General features: G+C 67.7%; 13 protein-coding genes and 2 pseudogenes. 7 read left to right on the top strand and 8 right to left on the bottom strand.

Translation table 11 applies throughout. The annotated features are described in order from the left end of the window. Both ACF088_RS14250 and ACF088_RS14245 read right to left on the bottom strand, forming a co-directional pair. Positions 1-125, bottom strand: a 125-nt coding sequence (locus ACF088_RS14250) for a transposase (RefSeq protein ID WP_392376031.1), incomplete at its 3' end; no start/stop codon positions are given. A gap of 37 nt (positions 126-162) precedes the next feature. After that, positions 163-822 (bottom strand): GntR family transcriptional regulator, encoded by a 660-nt coding sequence (locus ACF088_RS14245; RefSeq protein WP_392375992.1) that lies wholly within the window; start codon positions 820-822, stop codon positions 163-165. Positions 823-1,065: 243 nt separating this feature from the next. On the opposite strand from ACF088_RS14245, the gene ACF088_RS14240 reads away from it, so the two are divergent. From ACF088_RS14240 to ACF088_RS14215, 6 genes and pseudogenes are all read left to right on the top strand, one after another. Beyond that, complete coding sequence (locus ACF088_RS14240; protein ID WP_392375990.1) at positions 1,066-2,007, top strand: ornithine cyclodeaminase family protein; 942 nt, start codon at positions 1,066-1,068, stop codon at positions 2,005-2,007. A 227-nt stretch (positions 2,008-2,234) separates the two neighbouring features. Next, a complete protein-coding gene (locus tag ACF088_RS14235) occupies positions 2,235-3,626 on the top strand; it encodes an MFS transporter (RefSeq protein ID WP_392375989.1) in 1,392 nt (463 codons plus the stop codon). Positions 3,627-3,701: 75 nt separating this feature from the next. Then, complete coding sequence (locus ACF088_RS14230) at positions 3,702-5,006, top strand: NAD(P)/FAD-dependent oxidoreductase (RefSeq protein ID WP_392375987.1); 1,305 nt, start codon at positions 3,702-3,704, stop codon at positions 5,004-5,006. A 1,218-nt stretch (positions 5,007-6,224) separates the two neighbouring features. Then, positions 6,225-6,434, top strand: coding sequence for a DUF6243 family protein (locus tag ACF088_RS14225; protein ID WP_392375985.1), 210 nt, complete (start codon positions 6,225-6,227; stop codon positions 6,432-6,434). 104 nt (positions 6,435-6,538) lie between these two features. Beyond that, positions 6,539-6,667 (top strand): annotated as a pseudogene (locus tag ACF088_RS14220) (VOC family protein); the annotation flags it as partial. Between the two features lie 456 nt (positions 6,668-7,123). Beyond that, a complete protein-coding gene (locus ACF088_RS14215) occupies positions 7,124-7,609 on the top strand; it encodes a hypothetical protein (protein ID WP_392375983.1) in 486 nt (161 codons plus the stop codon). Between the two features lie 841 nt (positions 7,610-8,450). On the opposite strand, the gene ACF088_RS14210 is transcribed toward ACF088_RS14215, so the two are convergent. The 4 genes from ACF088_RS14210 to ACF088_RS14195 form a co-directional block, all read right to left on the bottom strand. After that, positions 8,451-15,833, bottom strand: coding sequence for a MupA/Atu3671 family FMN-dependent luciferase-like monooxygenase (locus tag ACF088_RS14210; protein WP_392375981.1), 7,383 nt, complete (start codon positions 15,831-15,833; stop codon positions 8,451-8,453). Continuing rightward, positions 15,830-19,093 (bottom strand): type I polyketide synthase, encoded by a 3,264-nt coding sequence (locus ACF088_RS14205; RefSeq protein WP_392375980.1) that lies wholly within the window; start codon positions 19,091-19,093, stop codon positions 15,830-15,832. The genes ACF088_RS14210 and ACF088_RS14205 overlap by 4 nt, the downstream gene beginning before the upstream one ends. Then, the gene (locus tag ACF088_RS14200; protein ID WP_392375979.1) at positions 19,093-20,358 is read right to left on the bottom strand and encodes an MFS transporter; all 1,266 of its coding nucleotides are present in this window, start codon (positions 20,356-20,358) and stop codon (positions 19,093-19,095) included. The genes ACF088_RS14205 and ACF088_RS14200 overlap by 1 nt, the downstream gene beginning before the upstream one ends. 1,517 nt (positions 20,359-21,875) lie before the next feature. Further along, positions 21,876-22,265, bottom strand: coding sequence for a hypothetical protein (locus ACF088_RS14195; RefSeq protein WP_392375978.1), 390 nt, complete (start codon positions 22,263-22,265; stop codon positions 21,876-21,878). A gap of 74 nt (positions 22,266-22,339) precedes the next feature. Here ACF088_RS14195 and ACF088_RS14190 point away from each other — a divergent pair. After that, positions 22,340-22,962: pseudogene (locus tag ACF088_RS14190) on the top strand (IS982 family transposase); the annotation flags it as partial. A 7-nt stretch (positions 22,963-22,969) separates the two neighbouring features. Here the strand turns inward: ACF088_RS14190 and ACF088_RS14185 are convergent. Further along, positions 22,970-23,293, bottom strand: a complete 324-nt coding sequence (locus ACF088_RS14185; protein ID WP_392376032.1) for a hypothetical protein — start codon at positions 23,291-23,293, stop codon at positions 22,970-22,972. A gap of 247 nt (positions 23,294-23,540) precedes the next feature. Further along, the gene (locus ACF088_RS14180; RefSeq protein ID WP_392375977.1) at positions 23,541-24,023 is read right to left on the bottom strand and encodes a DedA family protein; all 483 of its coding nucleotides are present in this window, start codon (positions 24,021-24,023) and stop codon (positions 23,541-23,543) included. Positions 24,024-24,804: the final 781 nt, after the last annotated feature.

Genomic DNA, 24,804 nt, shown 5'->3' with positions numbered 1-24,804 from the left:
GTCTGGAACTTGAAGGCGATCGCGTCGATCACCTCCCGGTGATCCCGCCAGCGGCCACCCCGCTTCGGCGTCCGGTCCGGAAGCAACGGCTCGATTCGCGTCCAGTGCGCATCTGTTAACGGCACAGCAGGACCAACGACCAGCTGATCCAAACGAAACTGCCTAGTCCCCGTCCGCCCAGTCGGATCGGACGTGGTGCAGGTGCGCTCGGATGATGCTCTCCAGGCGGGGCAGGTCGCCGTCTGCGATCGCGGTCAGGATGTCTCGGTGTTCGTGGACGATGTCGGTGAGTGTGCCGTGCTTGGCCAGATACTCCAGCCCGTAGAGCCGGGTTTGGTCGCGCAGGGTCTCCACTGTTTTGACGAGGCGTTTGTTGCCGCAGTGGGCGAGGAGGCCGAGATGGAACTGCCGGTCGGCTTCGAGGACCTGCACCACGTCCCCTTGGCCGGCCGCGGCTTCCATGTCGGCCACGGTTGATTCGAGTCGGGCAAGATCGCCTTTGCTCATGCTGCCCGCGGCTTGAAGCGTGCCGTGCACTTCGAGGAGCAGGCGCATCTCGTAGACCTCGTCGAGGTCGTGTTCGCTCATCGGCACGACGCGGTATCCGCGGTTGCGGACGGGTTCCATCAGGCCCTGGTTGACCAGAGTGAGCATGGCCTCGCGTACGGGGCTTCCGGACACTCCGAGCCGCGTGGCCAGTGCCGCCGCGGAGTAGATCTCGCCGGGCTTGATCTCGCCGGATACGAGTGCCTGCCGGATCACCTCCAGTGCCTGGTCACGCAGACTCGTGTGCCGCAAGGGCTGGGATGCCGACTCGGACACGCCACCTCCTGGTCTCAGACTCTTGACTTTGGATTTCGCCGTAGGCATGGTACTCGCCAACCGGTGACAGGTAACCGGTAACCGATTACCCATGAGTAGAAGGTGGGGAAGAGGCCCGGTATGCCTGCCCCGGCGGCACCCCCCACGCCGGAGCCCCCACATGCGACGACCCACACGTCCCCGGCACCCCCGGGGCCTGTTGGTCCGGGACTGCCCCTCGACGCCCCTCCCGGAGGCAAGCCAATGCTCACCATCTCAGCCGAAGACACCGTCCGGGCGTTGCCCTTCGATGCACTCATCGACGCGCTACGCACCGGATTCCGAAATGGCGCCCACACTCCCCAGCGGCACCACCACGTCATCGACGCCGGGTCCGATGCGAGTGTGCTGCTCATGCCGTCCTGGACCGACGGCGAGTACCTCGGTGTGAAGCTGGTCAACGTCTTCCCCGGCAACAGCTCGCTGGGACGTCCGGCACTCTCCTCCGCCTTTGTCCTGGCCAGTGCGACCACCGGCGAGCATCTCGCCGTGTTGGACGGAAACACGCTCACCCAGCGCAGGACCGTGGCGACCTCGGCGCTCGCGGCCACCTACCTGGCACGCAAGGACAGCAAGGTCCACGTCGTGGTCGGCGCGGGGCACGTCGGCAGCCTGGCTGCCGACGCGTACCGCAGCGCCTTCGACATCCGCAAAGTGATCGTGCACGACCACATGCCCGCGCACGCACAACGCCTGGTGGACAGCTTGCGTGAGCAGGGTGTCGATGCCGATGTCGCCACCGACCTGCGGGATGCGGTAGCCGCCGCCGACATCGTCACCTGCGCCACCCTCGCCACCGAGCCGCTCATTCGCGGGGGCTGGCTGCGCAAGGGAACCCACCTCGACCTCATCGGAAGCTTCCGCCCCACCATGCGGGAAGCCGACGACGAGTGCCTACGCCGCGGCACGGTCTACATCGACACCTGGGCCGCGCTGGAGGAGTCCGGCGACCTCATCCAGCCGATCGACGCCGGCGTCCTCGACCGGAACGCGATCGCCGGGACCCTGCCCGGATTGTGCCGCGGTGATATTGCTGCCCGGCGCGATCGCGACCAGATCACCGTCTTCAAGTCCGTCGGCAGCGGTCTCGCCGACCTGGCCGCGGCCGCGCTGGTCTACCACTCCACCCGGAATCTCGCTCCGTGAACTCGCCCGCACACCAGTCAGGGAGAGGCCCGCGCCGGCGTGAGTTCCGGGATTTACCAAGCCGCCGGGGTCATCGCCGCAGCCCACGGCCCTCCCCGCAGTCCTCAGATGACGTCGCAGGGCCACTTCGAATCCGTAGAGGTATGGGAAGCCCACTTCACCAGGTCGTCCACTGATCCGAGAAGTCAGGATCGTCGCTGCCGACGACCGACACCAAGGAGAATCACGTGAGTACCTCGCTCATCGATGACGCTCGTTTCAGTCCATTCCACAAGAAGATGTTCGTGCTCACCGCCGGAGGGCAGTTCCTCGACGGCTACCTGCTCAGCATCGTCGGCGTAGTCGTACTCGGAATATCCGAAGACCTCGGGATGTCAGCGAGCGCGGCGGGCCTGATCGGTGCGTCGGCGCTCATCGGCCTGTTCCTCGGCGGCCTGGTCTTCGGACGCCTCACCGACCGCATCGGCCGTCAACTGCTGTTCACACTCCACTTCGTCGTGATCGGGGCGGCCTCCATCGGGTCGATGTTCGTTACCGACCCGGTGCAGTTGATCGCCCTGAGGTTCGTCATCGGAATCGCGCTGGGCGCGGACTACGCCATCGGCAGCGCCTTGCTGTCCGAGTGGCTGCCGACGGCTCAGCGCGGACGTGTCATGGGAATGCTCATCATGATGTGGTTCGTGGGGGCCACGACTGCGTACCTGGTCGGCTACAGCCTGATCAATCTCGCGGGCTCCGGGGCGTGGCGCTGGGCGCTGGGCAGTGCCGCGATCCCGGCCGCCGCATTCATCATCGCGCGCATCGGGACGCCTGAGTCGCCGCGCTGGCTCGTCAGCCGCGGACGCCTGGAGCAGGCGCGTGCCGTACTCACCCGCGTCTACGGTGAGCAGGCCACCCCGGAGGCGGTCGAATCGCTGAGAGCCGACGAGTCCGCGCACGGCCTGGGCTTCGCCGAGGTTTTCCGGGGCGTCTACCTCAAGCGCACTGTTTTCGTCGGTCTCTTCTGGCTTCTGCAGATCGTTCCGCTGTTCGCGATCTACACCTTCGGCCCGACGATCCTCGGCGCTTTCGGCATGGCCGACAGCAACACCTCGGTGATCGGTTCGGCGCTCATCAGCGTACTGTTCCTCGTCGGCTGCCTTCCCGCGCTGCGCATCATCGATACCCGGGGCCGACGTCCGCTGATCGTCTGGTCGTTCGCACTCATGGTCGTCCCGCTCGCGATTTTGGGACTGGCTCCCGGCGCGTCCATCGCCGTGGTTCTCGCATGCTTCTGCGCTTACGCGTTCTTCTCCGGCGGCCCGAGCATCCTCGAATTCATCTATCCCACAGAGCTGTTCCCCACGGAGATTCGCGCGACGGCGGTCGGCATCGGCACCGCGGTCAGCCGCATCGGGGCGGCCATCGGGACCTACTTGCTGCCGATCGGCCTGGAAAGCATGGGGGTGGGTCCCATCATGCTGATCATGGCCGGCGTCACCGTTCTCGGATTCGCGGTCTGTTTCGCGCTGGCACCGGAGACCCGCGGCCGCCGACTGGCAGACGCCAGTGGCAGTGCACCGGCCCAGGCAGCGGCTTCGCACCCCGTGCCCTTCACCAGCCGCCCCACCCAACCCTGAGATCACAGCGCCGGGCGCCGTGCTCACCCGAGCGGTCACCACACCGGCGAAGATGTCGACCCGAGGAAGTGCAGGATGACAGAGAAAGCAGTGATCGTCGGAGCGGGCATGGTCGGACTCGCCACCGCCTACCGACTGGCCCGGGACGGACTGGACGTCACGGTCGTGGATACGGGCCGGAGCGGGGCCGGCGCCTCAACTCGCAATGCCGGGTGGATCGTTCCGGTCATGTCGACTCCCGTCCCCGCACCCGGGATGCTGGGTAAGGCACTGCGGTGGATGGCCCGTAAGGACAGTCCCCTCCATATCCGACCGTCCTTGCGCCCTGACCATGTGCGCTTCATCGCAAGCATGCTGCGTCACTGCAATAGCAGGGATTACCAGCACGGCATCGAAGCTCTCGTGGCGCTCAATGAACGAACCGTCTCCCTGTTTGACGGGTACCAGCAGGACGGAGTGCGCTTCGAATACCACCGCACGGGCCATCTCCTGGTCTTCCGTACTCGGGATGCCATGCACGCGCACCGGGCCGATTTCGTCCCGATGGAGCGGATCGGCCACACCGCCGTCCCGCTCTCCGGTGACGAGGCCCGGGATCTGGAGCCCGCGCTCGGTCCATACGTGCAGGCAGGTCTCCAGTGCACCCAGGAACGGCATGTGGACCCCGCCACCCTGATCGAGGGCCTTGAGCAGCGCTGTCGGAAACTCGGGGTGCGCTTCCTCCACGGCAGGCATGTCACCAGCATCCGTTCCGAGGGCGCCCTGACGACCTCCGTACTGGCGGGGGACGAGGAGATCGGCGGGGACCTGTTCGTCCTCGCAGCAGGAGTGCACTCCGGCGCGCTGTCGCGGCTGGCCGGATTCCCCCTGCCCATCCAGCCGGGCAAGGGGTACGGGTTCGACGACACCAGTGGCTCGGTGAAGCTGCGGCACTCGGTGTACCTGGGCGAAGCGAAGGTGGCGATTACCCCACTGTCAGGCCGGCTCCGGTTCGCCGGAACGATGGAGTTCGGCAGCTCCGACTCCACGGTCGCACCACATCGTGTGCGCGGAATCATCCGGTCCGCCGGCGAATACCTGCCGGACTTCCCGCCCGCACCGCAGCAGCACGCCTGGACGGGACTGCGTCCGATGACGCCCGACGGACTGCCCGTCATCGGGCCGCTGCCCGGCAAGGAGAACGTCTTCGTCGCCAGTGGACACGGGATGCTCGGGGTCACCCTGGCGCCGATGACGGCGGAGATCATCGCCGCACAGGTAAAGATCGCCGCACAGGTAAAGGGGGAGGAGCGTGATGCGGACATCGCAACCATGGCACGGCCTTTCTCTCCCCAGCGCTTCGCCCGACGAGGCCACGGGAAACGGTCCGCTGACCACTGACCACTGACCACTGACCGCTGACCGCTGACCGCTGACCACTGACATGCCGGACCGTCGCCCAGCGTCTCGGCGAGGTCCCGGCAGTCGGCCGGCCGGGTCCTCGCGGCGACGGCGTCGCCGCGCATGTGACCCGGCAACCCACCGATCCTCAGCGCCTTGGCGCGCACGGCGCTGGGCTCCAGGGCTTGTACCAGGGCCCGGCCCAGCCAGTGGCGTACCTCTTCCAGCCCGCCCGCGCCGAGCCGGTGGCTCCACAGCGAGGTGCCCAGAGGGAACGCATTGCACTCTGCTGCCGCCACCTGCCAGGCACGTGGCGTGGCGATCGCCTAACCGCACTGGATCCAGCACGGTCGAGGGGGACGCAGCGGGATCGAATCGGGTGGAATTGTCCGGCCACCCGGTGAAGTCGCAGGTGAGACGCGTCACCGGGATAGGTTCGCGTCCCACCCGCCCCACACACGGTTCTCCCAGGGGAACCTTTCTCCCTGTGGAAACGCAGGAACGGGGGTCACCGCTCCAGGGCGGCGGCCCCCGTTCGTGTGTTCAGATCAAGAGCCAGCCAGGTGGCCACCGAGTGGGCGAAACACGAAGGGCACCTGTGGGGCTTGCCGGAAGGTGACGGGCCGCCGCCATCGGGGTCGGTGGCCGCTCTCCGGTATTCCGGGCATCCGCCACCCATGCGGGCGGTGCCGTGGCATGCACCCCAAGGGCGCCGCCTGCCCTTCGTGTGGGGCCGGCGGAAGCGTGACGCCTGGTTTCTCCTCACCCCTTCGCCGGCTTGGTCAGTCCATTGAACAGCCATGTCAGCGAGTGCAGGGCCAGGCGGGCACACCGCCTAAGGAGAGACAACCAGGATGGAAATACTAGGTTTTCGACCATCCTCTTCAGCTGTCACCAGCCATGCGTGATGCCATCCCGCGTTCGGCCTCCCGTGGGGACCTCCAGGGCAGCGATCTGCCGATCGAGCAGCTGGCCCTAGGGGGATACCCGGGGGTATCCGAACCGGGCGCCGGCTGCGGACGCAGGGAGTGCCGCCAGGGGCGGCGAAAAACTTGGTGTGCGGGGCCGACGGAGCCGGGTATTGTCTTTGTCATGTTCTTCCAGACGCCGATTTACGAGTGAGAGCGTGACGGGCCCCTGCTCACGTCCTTCGACGTCGCCGCGCCCGTCCTCCACCGATGAATCCGTAGATCACTTCACATCATTCCGGGAGAACCCGTGAGCAAGAACATCAACAACCCCGTGGGCATGGGCGGCGGCCAGCGCAAGAGGCTGTCCCGCGCCGAACGGCAGAACAACGGTCCGCACCGCAACCTCGACCGCCAGGGTGCCGCCGACCAGAAGGCGGAGCTGGTGCGCAAGATGCGCGAGAAGGCAGGCGCAGCTGAGGGCGCCGGGCAGACTGGCGAGGACACTGCACAGAGCTGACGGACCGCCGCCGCAGGGCGGCACCGCACGGGGCAGGGCCCGGACCGCGACGCGCGGGTCCGGGCCCTGCTGCCGTATCGGGGCTCTGCTGCCGTACCGGGCGCGGCGGCGGGCCGACCCCCGGCAAGCCAGACATCACTCGGCGCCCGCCCACTGACCCGAACACGGTCAGCAGCTTCCTCAACATCCGCGTCGCCGACGTCGAAGAATGTCACCGGCGGTGGAGCGCCAAGGTGCAACATTCACAACGGGTGTGACCCGGCCGACCCGCCCGACCCGCCCGACTACCCGGACGCCAAGTGCTGGGCGCGGCAACCGCCTCAAGTACGGCCAGCCCGTCTGTTCCGGTGCTCCGAAGGACGCGGTCGTCGTAGCCTCTGTCCCCAACGGGACGCAGTCTTGGGGTACTTGCGGGAAGGTGACGTCGTCGGGCAGTTTCCAGTTCACCTGCTATCCCGATTCCGACAACCACTATGAGGCCAAGGCTGACCTGCACCAGGTCGGCGGCGGCTACGGTGGCCACTTTTGGTACACCCACACCCGTGACAAGGCACACTACGGCGGCCCCTCAGGCCCCATGACCATCGACGGCTCCTGGGCCTTCGGTCAGAAGATGGACCTGGGCAAGATATGGGTGCGTTTCCGAATGGGTGGACAAGGTGTCGCGCGCCACAGGGGCGAACCATCCGGTGACCACGATGGCGGCGGAGATCCGCAATATGTTCTTCAAGCCCGGCCTCACCGGCTCCATCTTCGGCAGCGCACCTCCCATCTGGCAGGAACTCGACTTCGAGTCGTGTACCGACGGTTCGATCCGCCGGGTGTCCGCTTCACCCCTACTGCGCTCCAGCTATATGCCGAATCAGTACTTGTACCGCGACGGCAAGGCAATCAACCTCGACGGTGCCTACACCCATTCCAGCAACCCGGTGACCACGGGCGACTTCTACCACTTCAGTGGCACGAGCACGCCGCCCGACAGGGAGAATCCCTACACCGAGTGCGCGAGAGAAAGCGGGCACGCCGGGAACCCGTGGAGCATCACGCCGGTCCACCGCTGCGGCGACGAGGCCGTCATACGGCCCCCGCTCATCGCGAAGCCACGGGCCGAGCTTGGGCCGGGTGACCGGGGTCCGTGGCTCCCGATACCTCCCGGTCGTCGGCCCAGCCGATGATGTGCCCGCCGACAGATGCCGCGGCTGTCAGCACGTCCTCCCGTTGACGCTCAGGGGAGGACGTGGCCGGCTTCATCCGGGACAGCCGCCGCACGCCGAGCAGGCACTTTCCGCATCCGTCGGAGAATTCACGGCCACCCCCAGGACGATCTTGGTCAGCCCAGGAAGCTCAGGCGGACCTGACGGTTGACATTGTCGATGTTCGTGTCCGCCAATCTCCGTTAAGGCAACCTGCACCATATCGGTGACACCTTTGGGATCCGAGGCGCCTCACGTGCGCATCAGACCGCCCGCGGCGGGCTCGCAGTCAACGTCAGCGAACCCTGCGCCTGGAATTCCTGACCAGCGCATTTGTGTCTTTCAGCACTGTCATGACCTTCCCGCCTGCACGGTGGAAAGTCCCGCAGTCGTCCCTGGGATGTCCCTGACCGGCGAAGGTTTCTGAGGAACCATCCCCCTCCCGGGCCGGCCAGGGCTTGCGCCGGCTGAGGAGGGGATGGGTACGCCGCCGCGGGCAGGGTCCTTGTCCCCTGGGACTTTGCGAACCCAGGCGTACCACAGCAATGCTTCGCGGCTCCGAGGTCGTCGTATCCACTCAACACCCGTCGCTGAGTCCGGCATGGCGGACCGCAGCCGACCGCCAGCAACCGGCCTGCGCCGTCGCATTGGCGGCGATCTGGAGCGGCACTTGGCGTGGGAGGGGACCGGCGGTTCGCCCACATGGCCCGGCGGGCCCGCGCGTCCGGAAGTTCCTCGTTGCCCCGTTCATGCCTCCAAAAGGTCCGTGTCTGATGGATAGGGCAAGGTGGTCGGGGTCCGGTGGACCCCGACCTTCAGCGATTCAGTCGCCGTAAGCCTGCCAAACCTCCTTCCGCAGGAGCTCGACGTAGTCATGGGCCCACCCCTCGACAGTCGCGCGGTCCCACAGGTCGGCCGAGTACTCCACGAAGCCCGCGAGTACGTCCCCGGTGGGCACGAGCCCGAGGGTGAGGTCCGTCCTGGACGCGGCGGGGGCAAGGTCCTCGACAGACGTGGCCAGCCCTGGTAGTTCGATGTCGGTCTCCAGCGAACTCTGGTAGGCGAAGCCGACAGCGAGCTGGTCAGGCATAGCGATGCCTTTTCGCTCCCGCATCACCGGGGCGATCCTGCGTACCGGCATGACCTGATCGATTCCCTCCACCGTAGTACGGGCAACCTGGTCCGTCAGAGAGGCAAAGGAACCGGCCGCGCCATTGCGCACCCGAAGCGCAAACCCCGTGGTCGCACAGGCCACGAGCGACTCGAACGCGCGGCGCTCACGGTTGGCGTAGGAAATGTTGAACAAGACGTCCGACTGCCCGGACTTCTGCGACAGCATCCGGCCCAGGGCCGCTGCGGTGACCACGAATGGGGTCGTACCCCGCTGCCTGGCCAGCTGCTCCACGGCGGTACGCACCTCGGCCGGCACGGTGAACGTCACGATCCCGCCCCGCCCGCTCGCGGTCGTCGACCGTGGCCGGTCAAGCGGCAGGTCGATGCCGAAGGGTACGCCGTCCAGCCGGCGCAGCCAGAACTCCAGCTTCCGCTCGTCGGTGGCCGCGTCGGCGTGGTCGCGCTGCCACTGCGCGTACGCGATGGGCTGGTATGGCGCGGGTGGCAGGGTGTGGGGGATATCTGTCATAGCCGCGGCGTAGAGCGCGGCCAGTTCCTTCAGCAGCAGGCTGACGGACCATCCGTCGCACATGGCGTGGTGCAGGGCGAACAGCAGCACCCAGGTGCTCTCGCCGGTGCGCAGCAGGCGAAGGGTCGTCGGAACTCCGTCGGCGGGGTCGAGCGGCGTCTCCGCGACCTCAGCACTGGCCCGTTCCAAGGCGGAATCCCGCTCCCGTGGCGGCCGGGCGATGAGGTCCTCGACGGGGAGGTCCACCGGCCGGGAACGAAGCACCTCCTGCTGCCAGCCGTCGCCGTCCTTGGCAAGGCGGGTCCGCAGGCCCTCGTGCCGTTCGATGAGCCGGGTCAGGGCGGTGCGCAGCGCCACCACGTCCAAGGCCCCGAAGAAGGTGATCCGCATGGCGACGTTGAAGACTTGCGGAAGAGGGTGACGGGCGTGGACCGAGGCGAAGCGGGCCTGCTGCTCGGTAGCGGGCGCCCGCCGTTCGACGGCGCCGGTCCCGTGATCGGCTCCGGACGGTCCGGGTTCTCCTGCTTCGCCGGTGAGATAGGCCGTCATGGCCCGCAGCGTTGGCTCCTGGTAGAACCGCAACATGGGGTACTCGGTGCCGAATTCCTCCCGGACCCGGTTGACCATCCGCATCGCGGTGATCGAGTGACCGCCCAGGTCGAAGAACGAGGCATCTGGCCCGATGCCGTCGGCGTCGATGGCGAACTCGACTGCCCAGAGCTCCCGTATCCGCCGCTCGATGTTGGTGCGCGGGCTGGGCTCGATGTTGGTGCGCGGGCTGGGCTCGATGCCTGTGCTGGGGCAGGCTTCCGTCTCCTCACCAGTGGCAAGTCGCTTCGGTTGCGGTGCCGCGGTGACGAGGTCGGGCGGCGACAGCTTGGAGCGGTCCAGCTTGCCGTTGCCTGTCAGAGGCAGCTCGGTGAGGACTTGCCAGGCGCGCGGCACGAGGTACTCCGGCAGCCGGGCGGCCAGTTCGTCGGCCATGAGGTCGGCGAACGCCTGCCGGTCGTCGGCGGCTTTGCCGACCGGGTCGGCGGGGACAGCATAGGCGGCGAGATAAGCCTCGTCCCGTTCGTTGCGGCGGCTCAGCACGGCCGCCTCACGCACGCCGTCCAGGCCGTTGAGTACGCGGGAGACTTCCTCCGGCTCGATCCGGAAACCACGGATCTTCACTTGGTCGTCGGTCCGGCCGCGGAACTCTAGCTTTCCGTCTGTGGTCCAGCGCACCAAGTCGCCCGTGCGGTACAGGCGGGCGACCTGGCCACCGTCCGGGTCCGGCAGGAAGCGCTCTTTGGTGAGTTCGGGCTGGTGCAGGTAGCCGAGGGTCACACCCGGGCCGCCGACGAACAGCTCCCCCACGGTCCCGACCGGCACCGGGCTGCCCGACTCGTCGACTACGCGCAGGCGCACATTGTCGACCGGGCGGCCGATTGCGATCGCCTCGGCAGCCGAGCGAGAGCCCTCGGTCTGAGGAGGCACGGTCTCCACCGTGCACAGCACTGTGACCTCGGTGGGCCCATACACGTTCACCGTCTCGTACGGTGCCTCGGGCCGTGGGCGTGTGCGCAACACGTCACCACCGAGCAGCAGGTGACGCAGCGGCGGCTGGTTGCCGGGCGGCAGCTGCAGCACCGCTTCGCCCAGTGCCGTGGGCAGGATGGAGAAGGTGACGCCCTGCCCGGCGTACCACTGGGCGAGGGCGAGCGGGTCCTTGCGGACCGTCTCGTCGGCGATCGTGACCGAGGCGCCCGCGGTCAGTGCCGGCCAGATCTCCAGGATCGAGGCGTCAAAGCTCTGGCTGCAGACGACGGCGCTGCGGTCGGCTGTGGTGAAGGCGAAGCGCCGGTGGTGCCACTGGCACAGGTCGACGATGCTGCGGTGTGGCACCGCGATGCCCTTGGGTGTGCCGGTGCTGCCGGAGGTATAGAGGACGCAGCACAGGGACTCGCGGTCCGTGGCGGCCGCGGCGCGATGGGGCCGCCGCGAGATGGCGTCGGGTGTCACGGTGGTCACTCCGCCGGACAGCGCCAGCGTGGCCGCCTCGGCCCGCGTGGACACCACGATCCGGGCCCCGCACTCGGCGATCACCTGCTCGGCGCGCGTCCGGCCGAGGGAGGGATCGAGCGGCACGTATGCGCGGCCCGCCTTGAGTACCGCGAGCATGGCTACGACAAGGTCGGCGGAGCGTGGCAGCCACAGGGCCACCATGTCATCGGGGCTGCCATCCGCGTGCTGTTCCTGGAGAACGGCGGCTAGCTGCTCGGCGCGCTCGTCCAGTTCACGGTAGGTCAGCACGGTTTCGCCGCTGATTATCGCCGTGCGGCCCGGGGCTGCGGCGGCCTGCCGGGCAACCAGCTCGTGAACAGCGGTGTCCGTCGAGGTACGGGAGGGGCCGCGCTGCCAGGATTCAGGTACGGGCTCCCCGGAGGCGGCCGCTTCGGCAAGCTGGGACAGCGGTGCCTCCGGGGTGTCGACGGCCGCCGCGAGCAGGTCCCGAAAGGTGGTGAAGAACCGCTCGACGGTGTCTGGATCGAACAGGTCGGTGTTGTACTCCAGGTGGCAGCGGATGCCCTGCGGCTGGTCGGTGAAGTAGATGGTGAGATCCGTCAGGGCCTTGTCCGGGCCGGAGTCCAGCGGTGTAGCCGCGATGCCGGGCAGCTCGAAGCGGAACGGTTCGCTGCGCTGGAACTCGGCGAGCACCTGGAACACCGGGGTACGGTCTACCGCCCGTGGCGGGGCTAGCTCGCGGACCACCGTCTCGAACGCCACATCGGCGTGGTCGTACGCATCGAGAGCGACGGTACGCACACGGTCCAGCAGCCTGCCGAACCCCGGATCGCCGGACAGGTCGAAGCGCAGCGCAAGGGTGTTGACGAAGAATCCGAGCAGGTCCTCGGCCCGCTGAGGCCGGTCGGAGACCGGGACGCCGATGATGATGTCCTCCTGCCCGGTGACCCGGTGCACCATCGCCGCGTACCCAGCGAGCAGGGTCATGAACAGGGTGCTCCGGTGAGTCCGGCTCAGTTCGCGCAGTTGCCGGGAAAGTTCCGGATCGAGGGTGCGGAAGATCGCCCGGCCGTTGGATGTCATCGTCGCGGGTCGCGGCCGGTCGGTGGGCAGGTCCAATAAGGGCAGATCACCGCCGAGCACATGGCGCCAGTAGCCCAGGTCCTCGGTGGCCTTGGGATTGTCCACGGACGCCGCCTGCTCGCTTGCGTGATCGGCGTAGCTCCAGGTCAGCGCCGGCAGAGTGGGGGCGGTTCCGTCGAGTTCGGCGCGGTAGAGGGCGGACAGGTCGCGGGCCAGGACGGTGGCGGAGGCTGCGTCGACCACGATGTGGTGGAGGGAGAGGACGAGGACGTGCTCCTCGTCGGCGACTTCGACCAGCCGGCTGACGAACAGTGGGCCGACCGCCAGATCGAAACGGCGCGCGCTCTCCGCTGCCAGGACCTCCTGAACCGCGGCCGCCGGACTGCCGGTGCCCTCCACGACCTCGAAGTCCGGCTGGGCCGATGCCTGCACTATCTGCCGCGGCTCGCCTCCCGTCTCTCGGAAGACGGTGCGCAGTCCCTCGTGGCGGGCGATGAGGCGGTGCAGAGCCGCGCGCAGAGCAGGCACGTCGAGCGGGCCGTCGAGGCGAATCGCCTTGACCTCGTTGTAGGCGGTACGCCCCGGAAGCAGCTGCTCCAGGAACCAGATCCGCTCCTGGCCCGGCGAAAGCGGCGCGTCACCAGGCGTGTCACGAGGCACGGGTTCGGGGGCGGCCGACACAGGGGCGGCAGCGGTCGGCGTGGAGGCTGCCAGGGCAGCAGGCTTCTCTGGGTTCTCCAGGTAGCGACGGCGCAATGCGGCGAGGTGGGGGAGGCCCCCGCGCAGCTCGTCCGGCGCGACACCGAAGTCGACCAGTGCGACGATCTCGTCGGCGCCTGCCGCGGTAACCGCGTCCACCACCGGGCCGACGCTGTCCACCGTACCGATCAGGGCCCGCTGGTCGCAGTAGCGGCCGTACGCGCGGCGGAACACCGTCTCCAGGTCGTCCTCGCTGAGGGCGGCGAGGTCGACGCTGTGCCCGAGGCTGTTGGTGACGCCGCTGAACAGTGACAGGGACGCGCGCATGTAGCGGGACAGCGGTTCGTACGCCCCGGTCCGCGCGGTGTCGTGGTCTGCCGCGAGGTAGGTGTGCAGCAGGACGGCCACCCGCCCGGCGTCCGGATCCAGACCGTGACGGGCGCGGGCGCGGCGGTAGCGGGCGATGTTCTCCTGGAGTTGTTCGACGCTCTGCGTCATCAGATTGGTGACGATGCCCAGGTCGTGGCGGGCGGCGAGCTCGTACGAAGCCGGGTTGCCGACCACCGCGGTGTACATGGGCGGAGCGTCCTGCACGGGCCGCGGAAAGAGCCGCACCTCGCTCTCGCCGTCACCAGCGGTCCGCCGCAGCGCGACACCGCGCCAGAAGCTCCGTACCTGTTCCAATTGTTCGTACATCACCTCCTTGTGCCGGCCAAAGCGGTCGGGGAAGAAGACGAAGTCGTTGGCGTTCCAGCCGCTGGCAACGCCGATGCCGACACGCCCGCCGGAGAGGTTGTCGACCATCGACCACTCCTCCGCCACCCGGATCGGGTCGTGGAGCGGCAGCACGACGGAGCCGGCGTTGAGCCGGATGCGCTCGGTCTCGCGGGACAGCGCGGCAGCGAGCACCGCTGGGTTGGGGAAGAGGCCGCCGAAGGAGTGAAAGTGGCGCTCGGGCATCCACAGCGCGTGGAAGCCATGCCGGTCGGCGAAGCGGGCGGACTCCACGAGAAGTTCGTACTTGCCGTGCCGGGCGGTGGCGGCGTCCTGTGGGTAGTCGCCAAAGAAGTAGACGCTGAAGTCGGGGGTTCGGGGGGCGGGCCCGTTCACGGGGGCCGGGCGGGTTCCGGTGGCCGCAGCGGTGTTCCGGGCCATGGCAGCCACTGCGGCGGATGCCGATGCGGGTGCGGCCGGCTCCGGTGCCGCTGCCCGCGGAACCACTGTCTTCGGGGCCGTTGGCTGACTGCTCGGGAAGAAGCCGGCCGACCGCAGCTCGCGCAGCGCGCCCCGCACGGCATCCGCGATGAACTCGATATCGCCGTCCGAGTGGGCGGTGGACAGGAAGAAGTTGCGCCACTCCCAGACGTGCACGCCGCGCAGCATCAGGTGGTGGTAAAGGAGCTCCATGTCGGCACGATGCTCGAAACGGAACTGGGAGCCGAAGTGGCTCATCCGCAGTGGGAATTCCTCGGCCTCGAAGAAGCCGTTGAGCGTGGCGGCCAGTTCGGCGGTACGAGCGTTGAGCTGGTCCTGCAGGCGCGGACTGTGCTCCTTGAGGTGCGTGAGAACGGAGCGCGCGGCGACCATCGACACCGGGTGTTGGATGTACGTACCGCCGAAGAAAGTGGTGTCAGCGGGCGGGTAACTGTCGTCGCCGTATGTCCAGTAACCGCCGTCGACGCCGTTCATGATGTCGGCGCGGCCCGCGATGGCTCCGATGGGGAAACCGCCACCGAGCAGCTTGCCGTAGGTGGCCAGGTCCGGGCTGACGCCGTACAGCTCCTGCGCACCGCGCAGTGCGGGGCGGAAGCCGGTCAGCATCTCATCAAACATCAGCACGATGCCGTGGCGGCGGGTCAGCTCGCGCAGCTTCCGTACGAACTCGACGGGTTGCAGGGAGGGGTGTCTGCTCTGCACCGGCTCCACCACGATCGCGGCGATCTCCGCGGCATGCTGCTCGATCGTCTCCAGGGCTGCGTGGCTGCCGTAGTCGAGCACCAGCAGGTCCGAGACGGCACTGTGCGGGATACCGCGGGAAACGGGCACGGTGACCCGCTCCGCCCCTGTGCCGGAGGGACGGCCGAGGACGTTGTCGGCATGGCCGTGGTACGCACCCAGGAAGGTGACGATTTTGTCGCGGCCCGTGGCCGCGCGGGCCAGGCGGATGGCCGCGGAGTTCGCTTCCGTACCGGAGTTGGCGAAGGCCACGCGCTCCAGGCCGGTCAGCTCGGCCAGTAACTCGGCCGCCTCGCCCGTCTCGGTGTTGCGGGGGCCGAGCTGGATGCCTCGCGACAGGTGCTCACGGACAGCCTCGCTGACGAAGGTCGGCTCGTGGCCGAAGAGCAGCGCGCCGAAGCCCATGGTGATGTCGACGTACTCGTTGCCGTCGACGTCCTCCAGCCGCGCCCCGCTCGCCCGGCGGCTCGCAATGGGGTACAGCATCTCCTTGGTGCCGCTGCGGAAGCCGACGACGGCACGGCTGTCGGCCAGAACGCTACGGTAGCGCTGGGCGATCCCTTTTGAGGTCGGGGTCCTGGCGGTGTAGCGGCGTGCGAGGTCGTCCAGATGCTCCTGTTGGGAACGCGGGGAGGTGCCCTGGATCATGCCGGAGGTACGCGCGACAGTCACCCGGGGGCCGTGCATGCGGTGCGGCTCAGCAGGTTGCTCCGCGGCGGGTGCCCCCACGCCCAGCTGCTCGGCGATGCGTGCCGAGAGTTCGGCCATGGCCGCCAGGTCCCGGTCAAGGGCAGAGAAGACGCCGTTCAGCCCGGTCACTTGGCTACCTTGCCGTTGAACCCGAGCGTCGCCGAAGCGGTCTGGAGCGCGAGCAACTGGGAGATCTGGGACATCATCTGCAGCTGTATTTGCGATATCTGGTGGAGCTTTTGGGCGAGGTCCTCCAGCTCCTGGCGAGTGGCGTACCCGGGAGCGGTGGCGACGGGCGTGGGCTCCGGAGCGGACAGGGAGTGGGTTGCCACAGGCTCTCGCACGGCGGGGTGGTGCTGGGCGACAGGCTCCGGATCCCAGGCCCGCTCCGCCACGGGCTCCGGCAGCGCCGACTTCGCCCCAGGCAGCCGGCCGGCGATGAGCTCCGCGAGCAGGCCCGGCGTGCCCGTCTCCTCGAACAGCTCCCGCATCGTCACCTTGACCTGATGCTCCTGCTCCAGTTCGCGCAGCACGCTGATCATCTGCAATGAGTCGGCGCCGAGGGCGAAGAAGGAGGTGTCGCTGGTGATGGCTGATGGATCATGGCTGAGGTGCCGCGCCGTCGACTCGGTGATGCTTCGGCGTATTCGCTCGATCACTGCCTCGTGCTGTGCCACTACGGCTCCATATATCTGTGGTTTTCTGGTTGGCAGGGTCGGCAACTCCGGCCCTTGCCAGTGGTCTTTGTGTTGGAATCGGTATCCGGGCAGCGGTATCCTCCTGCCGCCGCAGCCCGCCAGGAGCGCACGCCAGCTGATGTCCGCTCCCGCGCAGTGCAACTCGGCCGCCGCGCCCCAGAGCGCGCGAAGCCCGGCGCCACGCCGCAAGGACGGCAACGACCGCACGCTTGGCAGCGCCCGGCGCGCCAGGCCGCTGAGGGTGGTGTGCGGTCCGATCTCAAGCAGCACGTCGGTCTGGTGTCGGCCGATACCGCGCAGTGCCTTGTCAAAGCGGACCGGCTCACGGGTGTGCCGGATGAAGTAGTCGGCGTCCGGGGCCCACCCGGGCGAACGTGTTATGCCGTCAAGCCCGCTGACGAACGGGATACGCAGCGGTTGGAAGGCCACCTCGTCGAGGATCGCCCGGAATTCTTCCAGCATGGGCTCCATCAGGGAGGTGTGGAAGGCGCGTGCCACTGGCAGCCGCTCGCCCGGCATGCCGCGCTCGTCGAGCAGGGCGTCCAGCTGGTCCACGGCCGTGGCGGACCCGGCGAGCACCCTTGCCCGCTCCCCGTTGGTCACGGACAGCTCCAGGCCCGCCACCTCGGCAGCCAGAGCCTGGGCAGCCTCTCGGTCGAGCGCTACCGCGGTCATCGCACCGGGCACGCAGCGCTGCTGCATCAGCCGGCCGCGAGCGGCGGTGAGGCGAAGACCGTCGTCGAGCGACAAGGCTCCGGCCGCGAAGAGCGCCGCGTACTCGCCGACGCTGTGCCCGGTCACGGAGTCCGGAGCGATACCGGCGTCGCGCCACAGCTGGACGAGGGCGCACTGCAGTGTGAAGAGGGCAGGCTGCGCGGTGTCCGTGTGCCACAGCCCGCTCGTCTGCGAGCCGTTCCCGAGCAGCCCGGTGAGCAGGGAGCCGCCGGTGAGGTCGCGGTAACAGCGCTCACAGGTGTCGAGCAACTTGCGTACGGTGGGAAAGCGCTCGTACAGGGCGGTGGCCATGCCGGGGTACGGGCTGGCTTGCCCGGTGAACTGGAAGGCAACGCGGGCGGGGCCTTCCCGCAGTGGTGTTCCCGTCGTCACCGCTGCCGGGTTGGTGCCGGTCAGCCATGCGTCGAGGGCATCGGCGAGAGCGACCGGGGTCGCGCCCCAGGCGGCGAGCCGGTGTCGGCTGTGGGCGCGGCCGAGGGCGGTGGTGGTGACGAGGTCCGCCAGGTGTGTGCCAGGCTGCTGCCGCAGGCGGTCGCGCAAGGCGCTGGCGTTGGCAGCCAGGGCCTCCTTGGTGCTCCCGGAGACCAGGAGCACGTCCGGCGTGGAGGCGGTGCCGGACCGGGGCGTGGGTTCGGGGGCCTGTTCGAGGACGAGGTGGACGTTGGTGCCGCCGACACCGAGGGAGGAGATGCCCGCGCGGCGCGGGGTGTCGCCCTCGGGCCACGGTCGGGCGATCCTGGGAACGTAGAACGGGCTGCGGTCCAGGTCGAGGGCGGGGTTGGGCTTGCTGAAGTTCGCCATCGGCGGGATGACGCCGTGCTTCAAGACCAGGAGGGTCTTGATCAGTCCGGCCAGTCCGGAGGCCACGTCGAGATGGCCGATGTTGGCCTTGGCCGAGCCGAGGGCGCAGTAGCCGGTGCGCTCCGTGTCCTCGCGGTACGCGGCGGTGGCGCCCTCGAATTCGATTGGGTCACCCTTGTGTGTGCCGGTGCCGTGGGTCTCCAGGTAGCCCATGGTCTCCGCACCGACACCCGAACGTTCCAGAGCCTGGCGAATGGATATGCGCTGGCCCTGTGCGCTGGGGGCTGTAAACGTCTTCTTGCCGGCACCGTCGTTGCTGACGCCCCAGCCGCGGATGACGCCATGGATGGTGTCGCCATCGGCGACGGCCCGGTTCAGCCGTTTCAGAACGACGGCGACTACCCCCGTACCCCCGACGGTCCCGTCCGCGCCGGCGTCGAAGGCCCGCAGGTAGCCGGACTTGGAGAGAATCGACCCCTTGACGTGGCGATAGCCGAGTACTTGAGGTACATGGATGGCGGTCGCGCCGGCGAGGGCTATGTCGCAGTCGCCCATGAGCAGCGACTGCGCAGCGAGTTGGACTCCGACCAGGGAGCTGGAGCAGGCGGTCTGAACGCTGAGGGCTGGTCCGGTGAGACCCAGCCGGTAGGCGACGCGGGTGGCCGTGAAATCGGTGTAGTTGCCGACCGTGATCTGCATCCCCGCCAGCCAGTCATCGACGGACTGACTGGGCAGCACGTTGTTGAGTAGATAGTTCTGCAAGGTGTACAGGTGGTAGCCCGTACTGGCGTAGACACCCACACGGTTGCCGTCCCGCTCGTCCGAGTATCCGGCGTTCTCCAAGGCGTGCTGGGCGCACTCCAGGAACATGCGCTGCTGAGGGTCGGTGAGCTGGGCCTCGCGGGCGCTCATCCCGAAGTGCTGGGCGTCGAATCCGGCGATGTCCTCCACCACACCGGACGCGCCGACGAAGTCCGCCGCCCGGTATTGTTCAGCGGGAATACCGGCGGCAGCCAGCTCTTCCTCCGTGAACCGGGTGATGCAGTCCGTGCCGTCGCGGATGATGCGCCAGAATTCCTCGGGAGTGCTGGCGCCGGGCAGCCGAAAGGCCATGCCGATGACAGCCATACGAGGGTCGGGGTTGCCTATCGTCATCAGCCGCGTCCCTCCGCCGCTGTCGGCAGGTCTGGGCTGACCGGTTCCTCCCCGCGCCGGGCGGCCGCGCCGGCCCGGCGAAGGATCGCCGAGAGCAGGACTGCGCACAGGACGATGGCAAGGCCGTGGAAGGACGCCACCACCTGCAGCGGCGAGAAAGTCTCCAACAGCGCCCCGCTGACGAGCATCCCCAGGCCAAAGCCGGCGTTCTCGGCCGAGGCGGAGAGCCCGAAGAGGCGACCGCGCTGCTCGTCAGGGGCGGCCTGCAGCCTCGTTACGTACACGGTCTCGGTGAATCCATCGGCAGCCCCCGCGATGAGCGTGGCGATGATTGTCGGCACGGTGGGAAACCCGCTGAACACCACGATGAACCCCGCCGACATCACACAGGCCCCGAGCGCGAACGCCTGCTCGCCCGGTGTCCGGCCGGCCCTCTTGGTGACCCGGCTGAACAGTTGCTGAGCCACGATGTTGCCGATCGCCCACGTGGCCCAGAATTGACTGATGAATGTGGCCGGATGGCCAGGGTCCAAGCCGTTGGAATAGATGGGCAAGGCAACGTTGTGGGAAGAGGAGCCAAGCCCGTCCACCGCCCGCACTGCGATCATCACCACCAGTAGAGGGGCCGTCCGCAGCAGTATCCGGACAGTCCACCCCGTCGCATTGGAGGCATTCTCCGGGGCCTTTTCGGCGGCTTCCACCGGCGCGTCCGCCCTGGTGCGCAGGGGCAGCAGGAACATGACTGTCGCAGAGATCACGAAGCTCACAGCATCCAGCGCGAATGCCGCGGAGTAGCCGCACTGCGCAACCACCACGCCCGACGAGGCGAAACCGACGATCATGGCGAGCGACCGGCCAATGACCAACAGACCGTTGGCACGGGCCCGGTGCTCGCTGCCGACGATCTCCGGAATGCTGCTGCGCAGAGCCACTTGTGAGAGGGTCGAGCAACCGCCGGTGACCACAGCGAGGAAATAGAGCAGCGTGGTGCGCGTCCCCTCAGGGGCCAGCAGCAGTGTCAGCAGCGAGAGGGCCTGGCAGAGGTCAGCGCCGACCATCAGGCGCTTGCGGTCGTAAGCCGCGACGAGGCGGCCGCTCACAAAGCCCGACGCGACACTGGTCGCCAGGCGTACGGCCATGAAGAGTCCGGCGGCTAACGCGCTGCCCGTGACGTCGTAGATGAAGACATTCAGGGCCACCAAATTCAGGTAACTGCCGTACGCCGATATGCCATTACCAACGACGAGTAGACGAAAATACCCCATTCACGCTTCCTCTGGTCTACTGATGGCCGCGAACCGATGAATGGAGGCGGAACAGTTGACCCTCCTCATCACTGGCCAAGTCGATCGAAAAGGGGACCACACGCCTCGATTATGAGGTGATGCCGGGAAACCAACACAGCGACATATGATGCTTTGCCGCTTCCCTGAGCTGTCGAACCCCCAGGTTCATGGCATGCGCATGGTTCCCGCACCCGGATCGAACTGCAACCTGCGCGTGTGTGCCGCGGCCTCTCAGGACATCGCCTGCCGCCAACTTCCGCACCATCCCCCGACACTCCACCGCGTCATCCACGGAGGCACCCGAACCATGACACCCGAAATACCCGCCGAATCGGCCGACACCCACTGTCGCATCGAGTCACCAATGCCGCAGACTCAAATCAGCCCGACCAAGTGAGCAACAGAGGGCCCCGAGTGGCTACTCATTCACCAGCCAAGCATGCGTGCCCCGACTGATCAAGCCTTCTGGGCAGCCACGTCGGAATCCGGTCGAGATCTGACGATCTTAGGCCGAATTTCTTTTGCCGAAACGGATGTTGGACTGGAAAGAGAGGAGCCGGATTTCCCCGCTCCGCTTTACGTCTCCCGGAACCGCACCAGCTCGACAGGGGCTCCGGCAATACACACCTCTCGGTCTACGGCACGAATGGGCGAACGTAGTCTCCACGAACGGTGCATCCATTCGTGAGGTGCCCGAGTGGCCGGAGCAACGTTCGTCAAAGGATGCGCCCATCGACTTCGAAGTCTGCGGGGGGCGGTGCGGGACCTACCCCATGCCCAAGGTCTTGAGTTGGGCCGTCGCCTGTCGAGTTGCGCGCTCGATGCCGTTCAGTCCGGCGAAGGGCTGGACGGCCAGGGCCAGGGCAGCCCCACAGAAGTTGCACCACCAGCCTTCTTGCAGGTTCAACCGACAGGAACAACCGGGACGAAGGCTGCCTGAGACGGGGTGCTCCTCCAGAGGAACGGGTACCGCGAAGGGCAGTGGTCACGGTCATCGCCAGGCCAGCCGAGGATCACCCCACGCCGCGCTGTTCCTGATCATGCGCCGGGGCCTCGTGACAGTCCCCCGCCCGGGCGGTGCCGACAGCCCTGCCTCAGCATTGGAATGGCCGGCGACAAGATCCGGACCATACCCGAACCCGCACCCTGCCGACAGCAGTCAAATCCCCCATTTCAGCAGGTCAGCACCGCTTTGAGTCTTCAGCGACACCACTTAACCCCCACGAAACCCCAGCGCCCTCGTCACTCACCTGATGGCGTTCGACGGGCCCGGCCAGCGACCGACCGACAAAGTTGCCACGGAGACGGCGCGGGGCGGTCGGTGTGCGGCGAGGCCCCGCCCGTTGGGGCGGGGCCTCGGTTGCTGGTGGTCGACGCCTAGATGATCAGTTCCAAGGGATGCCTGCGGAGGGTGTGGGGTGGGCGGCGGCCGAAGCCACCGCGAGACGGTCAGGCGGCGGGCTGCCGGCCCTGGTTGTCGAGGTGGCAGCGGGCGGTCAGGCGTCAGGGTCGACTTCGGGGTGCGTGAACCGTACGGGCTTGCCCAGTGACCGGGCGTAGGCGATTTCGGCTCGGGTGCTGTCTCCGATGTAGTCGCCGACTACGAGTACCTCATCAGCGAGGCGGATCTTCGCCCGGTGCAGATCGTCGAGTCGAACCTTCAGCGCCTGGGCCTCGACAGGATCGGACCAAAGTTCGTGCGGAGACTTCATGTCACAGCCCGGTTTGACGACAATCTTTCCGGCTTTGGTCTCCCGCAGATCGGCCTCGTTCATCTCGGCCATGAAGCGGGTGGAGCCGCAGATCACGACGATACGCGGGAGGCTCAACAGCTTCTTCGCGTCGGCGAGCTTCTCCTCGGCGATGAGCAGTTGCGGGTATGACACTGGTTCCTCCTGGTGGTGTGGTCCAAGGGGTGCCTGCGCAGACGAGAACGAGGGTGTCCAAGATCGTTTTGTGAGTCAACCGAATCCTGGCCACCATCACCTCGGTGTGGAGCGACGACGTATGGGTCGTGGACTCCACCCCGGTGGAATGCGGCCGCTCCCGCGAGACCGTCAAACGCTCCGACCTGGCAGGTTGGACCGAATACGGCTACTGCGCCAGCCACAGCCGCTTCTTCTGGGGCCTGCGCTTGCACCTGGTCTGCACCCTTCAGGGCCTGCCCATCGCCTACGCCCTGACCGGGGCCAAGGCCGACGAACGCGAGACCCTCCTTGACCTCCTGGCAGCCGAATGCGAGCTTCCGCGAGAGCGCCCCCGACAGAATCTCATCGGCGACAAGAACTACTTCGGCCGTGGTTTCGAACGCGAACTGTCCGAGCATGGAGTCCAGTTGTTGCGGCCTGCCCCCGTAAAGGTGAACGGGAACGGCCTGTCGCAGCCCTGTTCAAGCCGCTGCGACAGGTCATCGAATCGATCAACGAGACCTTCAAGGGACAGCTTGGCCTCGAACGGCACCGAGGGCGCACGCCCGGAGGTGTCATAGCCCGCGTCATGCAACGCATCCTCGCGCTGACCACCGCGATCCGGCACAACGACGCCACCGGACAAACCGTCCTACGATCACTGACCCCTTGGAATAGATCATCTAGGCGGTGCGCTTCCCGATCGGCCCACACGGCGTGCTGGATCGCTTGCTCGACTTCAGTGAGGCTCTGCGCACGCAGGTGGTCGGGGGCGTGAGCGGTTTGCCGGCGGGGCCGAGGAAGAGCCTGGCCTTCTGCGGGAGGAGGAGCATGTCGGCTGCGGTGTAGCAGTCGTGCCATGGGGTGTGGTGGCCGGGCGGGGTGCACCAGTTGGCGTGCGCCCTGTTGAAGATCCGGTGGGTGTGCTCCCCGCCGAGCAGCTCCTCGAAGGGGGCGGGCAGCTCGCGGGCGATGAATTTCGCTGCGTTGATCGTGCCGATGGGCATCGTGGGCCTATCTGTATTACCGCGCTCCTCGCGGCTAGGCCCCACGCCTGAGCACAGGCTGGCACATCTCGCTCGAAGCACTCCCCCTGTGTGCCGTTCTGCTGTTCAACGCAATGCACTCCCCGCCCGACGGGGTTGAGCCTGGAGCGTCACCGTGCTGATGCTCGGCAATGTGCGAGGTCGTCGACTCAGGGCCGTTGGACACCACGGTGGAGAGCTGGCGTGCAGTCGATATGAGGGCGGCCATTCAGGATTCGTCGGCCGCAGTGTTGCTGTTGGTCGAGGCAGCTTTTCTACGCCGATACACCACAACGCCACTCAGCGCGAGGAGGAGCACGGTGACCGCGCCCACACCCATCACCGTCTGCTCGGCAAACAGCCTTGCCAGCAGTTCCAGCGCGCCGATCCCGACCGTCGCGTATGCCAGCGCCCAGCCCGCTCCGCCCACGAACAGTGCGGGGAGGTAGCGCGACAGAGGCATGTGCATACTTCCCGCGAGGAAGTTGGCAGCGGTCTGGAATCCGATGGTCAGGAAGGAGGCGGCCACCACCGGTGCGCCCCACCGCTGAATCGCCCGCTCGGCGCGTCGGAACTTGGGCATGGACATCCGCTCCGCGAGCCTGCCACGCCTGGCACCGGCCCCGGCGAGCCAGCCGACGGCGAAGGTCCCTCCGGCCCGCAGCAGGACGATGACGTAGAGACCGGCAGCCGTGAGCGCGACCTTATCCACGACGTCTCGCCCGCCAAGCCGGGCCCTCGCCGTGGAGTGCTTCTCCCGTCACCCGATGTCGCGATTCTCGCCCCAGCGGGCTCGCAAAGGGCACGAGGCTGGTCTCATACCTCACCTGCATCTGCTGGTCCGTCCCTGCATGCGTGTCGAAGCGGCACTGGTTCCCCAGCACGACGCAGAGCGTCCCTGCGTCCAGGGGCCTTCCGGGTACGGCCTCTTGCTCAGGGCCACCCGCAGACCCAGATTAAACGAACACGCGTACCCCGGGTACATGGCCGTCCTACGGCCGGTGCGAGGGGCACTCCCGCTTCGCCGCGAGCAGTCGTCGCCCAAGGGCATGCGGCGGGGCCTTCCGAAGAAATCCGCCTCTGGGGTGGTCCCCGCGTATGCGGGGTTGGTCCCACCCACCCGAGCGGCGTCGCCACCCCGTCGGTGTGGTCCCCGCGCCCGCGGGGTTGGTCCCTTCTGGCACACGCTTTCCGTGGTCGACGTCGACTGCTCCCCCCATATCAGGCCGAGCTGTTCCGCCAACGACCTCGGCGTCCAACGCTCCCTGGCCGCCGTCACGGCCAAGGCATACGGCCGGCGCCCGTACGGATCCGCCGCCGACCGCCGCCTCAAAGGGGGCGTACACCTCGCCCCGGCGGCCGGAACGGTCCGCCGCAGGTCGCGATGGTCACGGCAGGGGCTCCGCCGCAGTAGATCCGGCATTTACCGCGACAGAGCCCTGACTGCTCCCGTCCTGCGCGTGGCCCGAGGATGTCGGCCACGGGAGCGGAGC

The sequence above is a fragment of the Streptomyces sp. NPDC015125 genome (assembly GCF_043080045.1).
Taxonomy (GTDB): Bacteria; Actinomycetota; Actinomycetes; order Streptomycetales; family Streptomycetaceae; genus Streptomyces.
The sequence above is the reverse complement of the archived record's forward strand: the minus strand, read 5'-3'. Positions and strand labels throughout refer to the sequence as shown.

Coding starts and splice junctions, on each gene's coding strand:
- ACF088_RS14240 (WP_392375990.1), top strand. CDS start 1,066: ATGCTCACCATCTCAGCCGAAGACACCGTCCGGGCGTTGCCCTTCGAT.
- ACF088_RS14230 (WP_392375987.1), top strand. CDS start 3,702: ATGACAGAGAAAGCAGTGATCGTCGGAGCGGGCATGGTCGGACTCGCC.
- ACF088_RS14205 (WP_392375980.1), bottom strand. CDS start 19,093: ATGACGATAGGCAACCCCGACCCTCGTATGGCTGTCATCGGCATGGCC.
- ACF088_RS14200 (WP_392375979.1), bottom strand. CDS start 20,358: ATGGGGTATTTTCGTCTACTCGTCGTTGGTAATGGCATATCGGCGTAC.
- ACF088_RS14185 (WP_392376032.1), bottom strand. CDS start 23,293: ATGCCCATCGGCACGATCAACGCAGCGAAATTCATCGCCCGCGAGCTG.